Raw genomic sequence first — 10,168 nt, forward strand, 5'->3', positions numbered from 1 at the left:
GTACCGAACGGCGAAAACCGTTATACTGAATCGTTGCAACCATCCAACGAAGAGCTTCGATCAACGGAGAACCGACACTATGAGCATCGATAGTTTTGAAGCGAGCCGCAAGCGCTCCGACGAGATCCGCGCCGATCTTCCCATCCACCCCGAGAAGTACACTATGCTCACGGGCGACCGTCCCACGGGCCGTTTGCACATGGGCCACTACTTCGGCACCATCCGCGAACGCGTCGCGCTGCAGGACATGGGCATAACCACGCGCATCATCATCGCCGACTACCAGGTGATCACCGATCGCGACACCACCGAGCACATCCAGGACAACGTGTACAACATGGTGGTGGACTACCTGGCCTGCGGCATCGATCCCGAGAAGACCATCATCTTCACGCATTCGGCCGTTCCGGCGCTGAACCAGCTCATGCTGCCTTTCCTATCGCTTGTCACCGAGGCCGAGCTTCTTCGCAACCCGACCGTGAAATCAGAGATGGACGCGTCGGGCCATGCGCTCACGGGGCTTCTGCTCACGTATCCGGTGCACCAGGCGTGCGACATCCTGTTCTGCAAGGGCAACATCGTGCCGGTGGGCAAGGACCAGCTGCCGCACATCGAGCAGACCCGCCAGGTTGCGCGCCGTTTCAACGAGCGCTACGGCCACGTGTTCCCCGAGCCCGAAGGCGTGCTGAACGACGCGGTGGAGATCCCCGGCCTCGACGGGCGCAAGATGTCGAAGAGCTACGGAAACGCCATCAGCCTGTCGCTGACCGCGGAGGAAACCGCCAAGCTCATCAAGAAGTCGAAGACCGACGCCGACCGCATGATCACCTACGACAAGGAGAACCGCCCCGGCGTGTCGGCGCTCCTCACCACCGCCGCGCTGTGCACGGGCCGCACCGAGGTCGACATCGCCGAAGAGATCGGCGACGGCGGGTCGGGCACGCTCAAGAAGTACGTCACCGAGAGCGTAAACGAGTTCCTGGCGCCCATCCGCGAGCGTCGCGTGCAGCTGGCCGGCGATATGGACTACATCAAGGACGTGCTGCACGAGGGCAACCGCCGTGCCAACGAGATCGCGAACGCTACGCTCGATGAGGTAAGAGAAGCCATGAACATGGTTTATTAGACTTTTTGGCTTATGACCTGGCCTTATCATTGGAAATCTTGCAAGTGCCCAATTTTTGAAAATTCGGTATTGCGAAATGATGAGGTTCCGGTATAATCTTCACTTGCGCGATCAAGGGCGCACATTCCTCGGTAGCTCAACGGCAGAGCATCCGGCTGTTAACCGGAGGGTTGTAGGTTCGAATCCTACCCGGGGAGCCAGAATTTAACGGCAGGCCAGACGAACAGTCTGGTCTGTTTTTTTATTCCGTCGCATTCGGTATCGCATCGCCTGTCGCATCCGGCACCTTTCGCCTCGCGCACTTCGAAAAGTGCTGATCTTGTGTGCGAGCAAGTATCGGGCTCTGCTCCTCGGATTCTCCGTTGCAGGGCTTATACTGAGGTAGGCGACAACACGTCGCTTATGATCGCAACGCTGACAACACGGTTGCATGCGTCGCAGTATGAGCCCTTCGGGGTGGAAAGCTAGGTTTGTATGTCTCAAGGTACGGTTAAGTGGTTCAGCTCTGAAAAAGGTTACGGCTTCATCTCCCAGGAGAACGGCGAAGACCTGTTCGTCCATTTCAGCGAGATTCAGGGCGACGGCTACAAGAGCCTCGACGAAAACGCCAAGGTGGAATTCGTGATCGCGTCCGGTTCCAACGGCAAGAGCCAGGCCACGCAGGTGTGCGTGCTCTAAAGCTCTGAACGCATGAACGAGCAAAAGCGGCCCTTAGGGGCCGCTTTTTTTGCATGCAAGGCCGGGCTCTGCGGATCACGCTTCGCCGCGCAGCTTCTTCTCGCAGTCATGGATGGTCTTGTCGTAGTTGTCGATCTTGAAGTTCAGGCGATCGAGGCCGGCCTGCATCTCGGCGATGCGCCGCTCCACGAGCGCGCGTTGCTCCTCGAGCAGCGTTTTGCGCGCTTCGAGAGTCGAATCGCCCTGGTCGTACAGCGCCATGTACTCGATGAGCGCCTCGATGGACACGCTGGCGGCCCGCATGCACTTCGCGAACTGCACGCGCGCGCAATCTTGCTCGCTGTAGTCGCGGATGCCGCTTGCCGTGCGGGTGACGTTCGGCAGCAGGCCGATGCGTTCGTAGTAGCGCAGCGTGTCGGCGGACAGGCCGTATTCCTTGCTCACTTCGGCGATCTTCATGGGAAGCTCCTTACCTCGTAGGTGCATTGAACCACATGGAGCCCGCTCCAAGTCAAGCGATGGCAGGCAAGTCGGTTCGGATTCGCGTGTTCCCTTGACTTGGAGTCCGCTCAAAGGACTAGGATGGGTTCGTCAGACTGGGCAAGGCGGGGGACGGCAGGATGCCGGACAAGCCTTCCGGCGAAAAGGAAGGATGCATCATGGACATGAAGGAGAGCTTGGGCCCTGCAGCGGTGTTTCCGCTGGGCGAGGAGAACGAGGCGTACGCGCAGTACTTCGTCGGCACGAGCTATCTGGCGCCGCTGACCGGGGCGGATGCGGGCGTGAGCGTGAGCAATGTGACGTTCGAGCCGGGATGTCGCAACAACTGGCACGTGCACCATGTCGGAGGCCAGATCCTGCTGGTCACGGGCGGGCGCGGCTACTACCAGGAATGGGGCCGGCCCGCGCGCGAGCTCAAGCCGGGCGATGCGGTGAGCATCCCGCCCGAAACGAAGCATTGGCACGGGGCGGCGTCGGACAGCTGGTTCTCGCACGTGGCCATCGCCGTGCCGGCCGAAGGCGCGTCGAACGAGTGGCTGGAGCCCGTTGCGGATGAGGAGTACGCCGCGCTGGCATAGCGCTCGCGGCTGCTCGCGGCTCGCGCCGATATAGGAGCTTTCTGCGATTGAAGAAGCCGTTTCGTCGCAAACGGCTTCTTCCGGTATCATAGACAAGTTGCGCCTGCGGGCGCAGCCATGCACCGAACCGCAAGCAGAAAGCGCGCACGCACCATGATCATGCAACTTGAACATATCTCGAAGTCGTTCGGAGGGCGCCAGCTCTTCCACGACGTGACGTTCCGCCTGGAGGAATACGAGCGCCTGGCGCTCGTGGGCCCGAACGGCGCCGGCAAGACCACTATGCTCAACATCATCTCGGGCGCCGAGGATCCCGACGAGGGTCGCGTGCTGTTCGCGAAGGGCGCGCGCGTGGGCTACCTCGAGCAGGAGGCCATCGAGATGGCCGACCCGCCCATCTTCGAGGCGGTCATGTCGTCTCAGGTTGCGGTGCTGGAGGCCGAGCGCCGTTTGCACAAGTTGGAAGCCGAGCTGGGCGAGGCTCCCACGCCGCAGCAGCTTGCCGCCGCCGGGCGCGCCCGCGACGCTTACGAGGTGCTGGGCGGCTACACCATCGAGGCGAAGGTGCGCAGCGTCATGTTCGGCCTGGGCTTCAAGGAGGGCGATCTCTCGCGCTGCACCACCGAGTTCTCGGGCGGCTGGCAGATGCGCATCGCGCTGGCGAAGCTGCTCATCCGCAACCCCGAGGTGCTGCTGCTCGACGAGCCCACCAACCACCTCGACCTGGAGAGCGTGAAGTGGCTCGAGGGATTTTTGCGCGGCTACGCCGGCACGGTCATCGTGGTCAGCCACGACCGCGCGTTCATGGACAACATGGTGGACCGCGTGGCCGAGGTGGACAACGGCCAGGTGAACCTCTACAAGGGCAACTACTCGGCCTACCTCAAAACGCGCGAGGAGCGCCTGGAGCGCCTGCGCGCCGAGGCGGCGAAGCAGGCCGAGGAGATCGCCCATATGGAGGCGTTCATCGAGAAGTTCCGCTACAAGGCCACGAAATCCAAGCAGGTGCAGGATCGCGTGAAGAAGCTCGAGAAGATCAAGCGCATCGAGCTTCCCGAGGAGAAGAAAACCGTCAAGTTCAACTTCAAGCAGCCGCCGCGCACGGGCGACGAGGTGGTGCGCGCCCGCGGTCTCGTGAAGCGCTACGGCGACAAGGCCGTGTACGACGGCTTCGACTTCACCATGTACCGCGGCGACAAGATCGCGCTCGTGGGCCCCAACGGCGCGGGCAAGTCGACGCTGCTCAAGATGATCGCGGGCGCCATCGAGCCCGATGCGGGCACCATCGAGTACGGCGTGCACGTGTCGAAGACCTACTACGCGCAGCACCAGCTGGAGGAGCTGCATCCCGGCAACACCGTGTTCGAAGAGCTCGACCGCGTGGCGCCGGGTTGGAGCGTCTCGCAGGTGCGCACGCTTCTGGGCGCGTTTTTGTTCACGGGCGACGCGGTGGACAAGAAGGTGAGCGTGCTGTCCGGTGGCGAGAAGAGCCGTCTCGCGCTGGCGAAGATGCTGGTGGCCCCGCGGCCGCTCCTATGCCTCGACGAGCCGACGAACCACCTCGACATCGCCAGCGCCGACATCCTGGAGCAGGCGCTCAAGGTGTTCGAGGGCACGATTCTCTTCATCACGCACGACCGTCACCTCATCCGCGGGGTGGCGAACCGCATCGTGGAGATCGAGCCCGGGCGCGCGACGAACTACGACGGCGACTACGACTACTACCTGTTCAAGAGCGGACAGCTGGACGGCGACGGCCCTAGCGGCCCGTCGCTTGTGGACGAGATGCTGGACGAAGGCCCCAAGGCGAAAGCGGCGGGGAAGGCCAAGGACGCCAAGGGTGCGAAAGGGAAGGCGGATGCGAAGACTTCGGCTGCGGCGAGCGGGCCCCAAGCCGAGCTCACGGCGCCGCGCGCGAGCTCGCCCAAGACCAAGGAGCAGAAGCGCCGCGAGGCCGAGGCGCGCAACCGCGCCTACGCCGCGCTCAAGAACCATCGCAAGCGAATCGCCGAGCTGGACAAGCAGATGGAGCGCGACAACGCGCGCATGGCCGAGCTGCTGGAGCTCATGGCCGACCCCGCCTTCTACATCAACGAGGACGCCTCGTCGGACGCCGTGGCCGAGCACGCCAAGCTCAAGCAGCGCCTGACCGCCGCCGAGGAGGAGTGGTTCCTGCTCACCGAGGAGCTGGAGGAAGAGATGGCGAGGCAGGCGGAGCAGCTGTGACGCGGCTTTTGAACATCGTGCTGGTGGAGCCGGAGATCCCGCAGAACACCGGCAACATCGCGCGCACGTGCGCCTGCACGGGAGCGCGGCTGCACCTCGTAGAGCCCATGGGATTTCGCCTGACGCAGAAGAACCTCGCGCGTGCGGGCTGCGACTACTGGGATGAGGTGGACATCGTGCGCTGGCCGTGCGCCGAGGCGTTCTTCGAGGCTCATGCAGCCGACGAGCTGCACCTGTTCACCGGGCAGGCCTGTCGAGGGTTCGGCGACGTGGCGTACGGGGAGGGATCCTTCCTCGTGTTCGGCCGCGAGAGCCGGGGCCTGCCCCTCGGCCTCATCGAGGCGTACGCGAACCGCTGCGTGCGCATCCCCATGCGCGAGGGCCTGCGCAGCCTCAACCTGTCCAACGCCGTGGCGGTGGCCGCCTACGAGGCCCTGCGCCAGCAAGGGTGGCCGGGACTGGGGTAGGAGCTGCAGGTTGACCCAGCCGTCCAAGCGGGCATTTTCGCGCTTTAGCAAGATAAAGCGCGCGGAGGACGTGGAACGCGTGTATACTTGACCGCATTGTCTGCGTCACGTATCAAGGAGGTCGTTCCCATGGCTCGAGTGTACAACTTCTCCGCCGGTCCCGCCGTTCTGCCCGAGGAGGTGCTGCGCGAAGCCGCTGACGAGATGCTCGACTATCGCGGTTGCGGCATGTCCGTCATGGAGATGAGCCATCGCTCCAAGCCCTTCGCCGCCATCATGGAGGCCGCCGAGCAGGACATCCGCGACCTCATGGGCATTCCCGACAACTACCGCGTGCTGTTCCTGCAGGGCGGCGCGTCCACGCAGTTCGCGATGATCCCCATGAACCTCATGAAGAACAAGGTGGCCGACTACATCGTCAGCGGCTCGTGGTCGAAGAAGGCGTTCAAGGAAGCGAAGATCTTCGGCGATGCCCGCTGCGTCGCCTCCTCCGAGGACGAGAACTTCAGCTACGTGCCCGACGTGCGCGCCCTCCAGCTGTCCGACGACGCCGACTACGTCTACATCTGCCAGAACGAGACCATCTACGGCACCGTGTACCACGAGCTGCCCGACACGAACGGAAAACCGCTGGTGGCCGACGTGTCGTCGTGCTTCCTGTCCGAGCCCATGGACGTGTCGAAGTACGGCCTCATCTACGGCGGCGTTCAGAAGAACGTGGGCCCGGCCGGCGTGACTATCGTCATCATCCGCGACGACCTCGTGTCCGAGCCTTTGCCCGGCACGCCCACCATGCTGCGCTACGACACGCATGTCGACGCGAAGAGCCTGTACAACACCCCGCCCGCGTACGGCATCTACATGTGCGGCAAGGTGTTCCAGTGGCTGAAGGCCCAGGGCGGCCTCGAGGCCATGAAAGAGCGCAACGTTGAGAAGGCGCAGCTTCTGTACGACTTCCTCGACCAGAGCGCGCTGTTCAAGGGCACCGCGCGCAAAGAGGACCGCTCCATCATGAACGTGCCGTTCGTCACCGGAAGCGACGAGCTGGACGCGAAGTTCGTCGCCGAAGCGAAGAAGGTCGGCATCGAGAGCATCAAGGGCCACCGCAGCGTGGGCGGCATGCGCGCCAGCATCTACAACGCCATGCCCCGCGAAGGCGTCGAGGCCCTCGTGAAGTTCATGGGCGAGTTCGAGCGCGAGAACGCGTAGGCGGCACGAACCGCCTGCGATCGACGAAGCGCCCGGTCGACGGCCGGGCGCTTCTCATTGGGGCGATGGTGGACCGGGGCTCCTAGTACGCGCTCCAGCCGCCGTCGATGGTGAGGGTCTCGCCGTTGATGAAGCCGGCCTGGTCGGAGGCCAGGAACACCGCGGCGGCGGAGATCTCCTCGGGGGTGCCGGAGCGGGTGGCGCCGGCGTAGCCCGTCGTTGCCTTCGCCATGCCGCGCTCGCTGGGCTGGCGCATCCCGACGCCGATGTTGGTCTGCGTGTTGCCGGGGCAGATGGCGTTGCAGCGGATGCCGGTGTCGGCGTACATGAACGCCACGTTCTTCGTCAGACCCACAACGGCGAATTTCGAGGCCGTGTAGGCGCAGCCTCCTCGTCCGGCGCACAGGCCCGACAGCGACGCGGTGTTGATGATGACGCCGCCTTCGCCGCGCTCCATGAAGTAGCGGACGGCTTTGCGCGTGCCGTACATGACGCTGTTCAGGTTCACCTTCATGAGACGCTCCCATACGTCGTCGTCCATCTCGGCGATGGGAAGCAGGTTGTCCATGATGCCGGCGTTGTTCACGATGATGTCCATCTGCCCGAAAGTCTGGACGGCGCGGTCGACCATGCCCTCCGCGTCGTCTCGGTTCGACACGTCCACCTTGACGACGTCCAGCTTGTCTCCGTACTCGGCCAGCTCCTGCTTGAGCGCGGCGAGAGCCTCCTCGTTGAGGTCGGCGGCCAGACAGCTTGCGCCCGCCTCCAGGAAGCGTTGGACGATGCTCTTGCCGATGCCGGAAGCGCCTCCGGTGATGACGGCGGTCTGACCTGCGAGAACGGGGTTGTGGCGTGCTTCTGACATGGCGATGGCTCCTTTTCGCGATCGGGAAATCATGCACGAAGCGTACCATGCGCGCCGGGTCGCGCTGAACCGGTTCCGCGGCGAAAGGCCTGTTCGGCGCTGAACGCGGGGCTCGCGCGACACGAGCGGCGCGAAAACGTTTTCCAGCGGCGCTGGCGCCGGGCATCTTTGCTCCAAAAACACGCCTCAGCGACTGAGGCGTGTTTTTGGAGCGAAGATGCGTTTCCGCATGCCGAGTCCGGCTTCGCGGCGTTCGCTCCTTGTGAAGTTTCCCTCCCGGCGCATGTCGCCCTCTGCGGTTGCGGTAGACTGATCGCACTATGATTTCGATACCCTACCTCATATGCTCCATTCTGAGCTTCGTGCCCGCCATCGTGTGCCACGAGGCGTGCCACGGCTTCGCCGCCTACAAGCTGGGCGATCCCACGGCCAAGCGCGCGGGACGGCTGTCGTTCAACCCGCTCAAGCACATCGACCCCTTCGGCACGGTCATCATGCCGCTTCTGCTCATGGCCATGAACATGCCGGTGTTCGGCTACGCGAAGCCGGTGCCGTACAACCCAGCCTACTTCAAGGACCCGCGCAAGGGCGACCTCATCGTGGGCCTCGCCGGGCCTGCGGCCAACCTCGTGCTGGCCGTCCTGGGCGCAGTCGTGTACACGCTCGTCATGCTCGTGCTGCCGGTGAGCGCGCTGGCGCAGAACGACGTCTTCTACTACTTCCTCACGTTGTTCCTTCCCATGTTTTCGCTCATCAACCTGTACCTCATGTTCTTCAACCTGCTGCCCATCCCGCCGCTGGACGGCTCGTCCATCTTCGCGTTCTTCCTGCCGCAGAAGTATCTGCCGCAGTATTACAAAGTGCAGCGCTACGCGATGCCGGTGTTCCTCATCGTGGTGCTCCTCGTGCCGTACGTGCTGCATTTCAATCCTATCGGCATCTATCTGGACGCGACGGCCGGCAACGTGTTCGACCTGCTGTTCTCCTTTGGCAGGTAGCAGGGCGGCTCCATGTCGTACAAGGTTCGCATAGACAGCTTCGAGGGGCCGTTCGACCTTTTGCTGTACCTGGTCAGCCGGCAGAAGGTGGATATCGGCGCTATCTCCATCACGCAGATCGCCGATCAGTACCTTGCCGAGGTGTCGCGCATGGACAACCTCGATCTCGACGTGGCAAGCGACTTTCTGTTGGTGGCTTCCACGCTGCTGGAGATCAAGGCCGAAAGCCTGCTGCCGCGCGAGCGCGACGCGGTGGCCGAAGAGTTCGAGGAGCTGGCGCCCAGCGAGGCGCGCGACATCCTCGTTGAGCGCCTGCTGGCCTACAAGCAGTACAAGAACGCTGCCAGCGCGCTGCACATGCGCTTCGTGTCCGAGGGACGCATGCATCCGCGCCCGTTCGGGCCCGACGCGTGCTTCCTGAACCTCATGCCCGACTACCTGAAGGACGTCACGATGGACGGCCTGGCGCTGCTGGCCGCCCGCGCCTTCGCGCGCCGCGACGTGTTCCTGCTGGAATCGGAGCACATCGCTGCGAAGCCCATCCCCGTGGAGGTGCACGTGCGCGCCATCCACCAGCGCATCCAGAACAAGAAGACGCTGCGCTTCTCGGAACTGGTGGACGAGCGCACGCCGGTGCCGGTGGTGGTGGTGACGTTCCTGGCCGTGCTCGAGCTGTACAAGCGCGCCATGGTGAAGATCGAGCAGGCCGAGCTGTTCGGCGATATCGACATACGCTACATCGAAGGGTCGGGCGAGCTCGTGCTCACGGGCGATGACTCGCTGACCTCGGTGGAGGAGGGGTAGGATCCATGTTCCAAGGCTTGCAGGACAACCAGTTGAAGGGCGCGATCGAAGCCATGCTGTTCGTCACGGACGAGCCGGTGGGCACCATCTCGTTGGCCGACATGCTGGAGGTGGAGCCTGGCCAGGCGGAACGCGCGCTCGTGGAGCTGCGGGATCAGCTGGAAGGCGAGAACCGCGGCATCCAGTTGCGCGAGGTGGCCGGCGGCTGGCGGCTGTACACGCACCCCGCCTACCACGAGCTCATTGAGCGCTACGTGCTGTCGTGGGACACGCGCAAGCTGTCGCAGGCGGCCATGGAGACGCTCGCCATCGTTGCGTACCTGCAGCCGGTGACGCGCTCGGGCGTGGCCTCGGTGCGCGGCGTGAACTCCGACAGCTCCATCAACTCGCTCGTTGAGAAGGGGCTCGTGCGCGAGGCGGGCGTAGCCGACGCGCCCGGCAACCCCGCGCTTTACGCTACCACGCGCGCGTTCTTGGAGAAGTTCGGCCTGCGCTCCACGGCCGACCTGCCCGATCTCGACCAGTTCGCGCCCGACGATGACACGCGCGCGTTCATCCGCGAGCGCTTGAGCGCCACGCGCGAGGACGCTTTTGTCGCCGAGGGCGCGCGCCTGGACGGCGACGAGGCCGATCCTCTGGACGGCGTGCGCTTCGAGCTGGACGACGAAGGGCCGGGGAGCATCGCGGAAAGCCCGCGCGAGGAAGCGGCCTCCGAC

General features: G+C 64.0%; 11 protein-coding genes and 1 tRNA gene. 10 read left to right on the forward strand and 2 right to left on the reverse strand.

Translation table 11 applies throughout. The features are described 5' to 3' along the window. Positions 1–79 precede the first annotated feature (79 nt). From trpS to ACMO6A_RS04480, 3 genes are all read left to right on the forward strand, one after another. Positions 80–1,126 carry a tryptophan--tRNA ligase gene (trpS, locus tag ACMO6A_RS04470; RefSeq protein ID WP_009304555.1) on the forward strand — a complete coding sequence of 349 codons (1,047 nt, stop codon included), beginning with the start codon at positions 80–82 and terminating at the stop codon, positions 1,124–1,126. A gap of 125 nt (positions 1,127–1,251) precedes the next feature. Then, positions 1,252–1,326 (forward strand) — tRNA-Asn (locus ACMO6A_RS04475). 274 nt (positions 1,327–1,600) lie between these two features. After that, positions 1,601–1,804, forward strand: coding sequence for a cold-shock protein (locus tag ACMO6A_RS04480; protein WP_009304552.1), 204 nt, complete (start codon positions 1,601–1,603; stop codon positions 1,802–1,804). Positions 1,805–1,879: 75 nt separating this feature from the next. On the opposite strand, the gene ACMO6A_RS04485 is transcribed toward ACMO6A_RS04480, so the two are convergent. Further along, positions 1,880–2,263, reverse strand: coding sequence for a MerR family transcriptional regulator (locus ACMO6A_RS04485; protein ID WP_009304551.1), 384 nt, complete (start codon positions 2,261–2,263; stop codon positions 1,880–1,882). A gap of 200 nt (positions 2,264–2,463) precedes the next feature. On the opposite strand from ACMO6A_RS04485, the gene ACMO6A_RS04490 reads away from it, so the two are divergent. The 4 genes from ACMO6A_RS04490 (at position 2,464) to serC (ending at position 6,785) form a co-directional block, all read left to right on the forward strand. Beyond that, the gene (locus ACMO6A_RS04490; protein WP_175282514.1) at positions 2,464–2,883 is read left to right on the forward strand and encodes a cupin domain-containing protein; all 420 of its coding nucleotides are present in this window, start codon (positions 2,464–2,466) and stop codon (positions 2,881–2,883) included. Positions 2,884–3,036: 153 nt separating this feature from the next. After that, complete coding sequence (locus tag ACMO6A_RS04495; protein ID WP_418470837.1) at positions 3,037–5,109, forward strand: ABC-F family ATP-binding cassette domain-containing protein; 2,073 nt, start codon at positions 3,037–3,039, stop codon at positions 5,107–5,109. Continuing rightward, a complete protein-coding gene (locus tag ACMO6A_RS04500) occupies positions 5,106–5,576 on the forward strand; it encodes a tRNA (cytidine(34)-2'-O)-methyltransferase (protein WP_009304548.1) in 471 nt (156 codons plus the stop codon). Before ACMO6A_RS04495 ends, ACMO6A_RS04500 begins: the two co-directional genes overlap by 4 nt. A 129-nt stretch (positions 5,577–5,705) precedes the next feature. After that, positions 5,706–6,785 (forward strand): 3-phosphoserine/phosphohydroxythreonine transaminase, encoded by a 1,080-nt coding sequence (gene serC / locus ACMO6A_RS04505; protein ID WP_035585473.1) that lies wholly within the window; start codon positions 5,706–5,708, stop codon positions 6,783–6,785. 82 nt (positions 6,786–6,867) lie between these two features. Here serC and ACMO6A_RS04510 read toward each other — a convergent pair whose 3' ends face one another. Then, positions 6,868–7,650, reverse strand: a complete 783-nt coding sequence (locus ACMO6A_RS04510; protein WP_035585471.1) for a glucose 1-dehydrogenase — start codon at positions 7,648–7,650, stop codon at positions 6,868–6,870. Positions 7,651–7,970: 320 nt separating this feature from the next. On the opposite strand from ACMO6A_RS04510, the gene ACMO6A_RS04515 reads away from it, so the two are divergent. The 3 genes from ACMO6A_RS04515 to scpB all read left to right on the forward strand — a co-directional run. Further along, positions 7,971–8,648 (forward strand): site-2 protease family protein, encoded by a 678-nt coding sequence (locus ACMO6A_RS04515; RefSeq protein WP_009304545.1) that lies wholly within the window; start codon positions 7,971–7,973, stop codon positions 8,646–8,648. Between the two features lie 12 nt (positions 8,649–8,660). After that, positions 8,661–9,452, forward strand: a complete 792-nt coding sequence (locus tag ACMO6A_RS04520; RefSeq protein WP_009304544.1) for a segregation and condensation protein A — start codon at positions 8,661–8,663, stop codon at positions 9,450–9,452. Positions 9,453–9,457: 5 nt separating this feature from the next. Continuing rightward, positions 9,458–10,168, forward strand: a 711-nt coding sequence (scpB, locus tag ACMO6A_RS04525; protein WP_418470838.1) for an SMC-Scp complex subunit ScpB, incomplete at its 3' end; no start/stop codon positions are given.

The sequence above is a fragment of the Eggerthella sp. genome (assembly GCF_048329335.1).
GTDB lineage: Bacteria > Actinomycetota > Coriobacteriia > Coriobacteriales > Eggerthellaceae > Eggerthella > Eggerthella lenta.

Bases quoted from the DNA above. Each gene is read 5' to 3' on its own strand.
- ACMO6A_RS04485 (WP_009304551.1), bottom strand. From the start codon at position 2,263: ATGAAGATCGCCGAAGTGAGCAAGGAATACGGCCTGTCCGCCGACACG.
- ACMO6A_RS04480 (WP_009304552.1), top strand. From the start codon at position 1,601: ATGTCTCAAGGTACGGTTAAGTGGTTCAGCTCTGAAAAAGGTTACGGC.
- ACMO6A_RS04520 (WP_009304544.1), top strand. From the start codon at position 8,661: ATGTCGTACAAGGTTCGCATAGACAGCTTCGAGGGGCCGTTCGACCTT.
- trpS (WP_009304555.1), top strand. From the start codon at position 80: ATGAGCATCGATAGTTTTGAAGCGAGCCGCAAGCGCTCCGACGAGATC.
- serC (WP_035585473.1), top strand. From the start codon at position 5,706: ATGGCTCGAGTGTACAACTTCTCCGCCGGTCCCGCCGTTCTGCCCGAG.
- ACMO6A_RS04510 (WP_035585471.1), bottom strand. From the start codon at position 7,650: ATGTCAGAAGCACGCCACAACCCCGTTCTCGCAGGTCAGACCGCCGTC.
- ACMO6A_RS04515 (WP_009304545.1), top strand. From the start codon at position 7,971: ATGATTTCGATACCCTACCTCATATGCTCCATTCTGAGCTTCGTGCCC.
- ACMO6A_RS04495 (WP_418470837.1), top strand. From the start codon at position 3,037: ATGATCATGCAACTTGAACATATCTCGAAGTCGTTCGGAGGGCGCCAG.
- ACMO6A_RS04490 (WP_175282514.1), top strand. From the start codon at position 2,464: ATGGACATGAAGGAGAGCTTGGGCCCTGCAGCGGTGTTTCCGCTGGGC.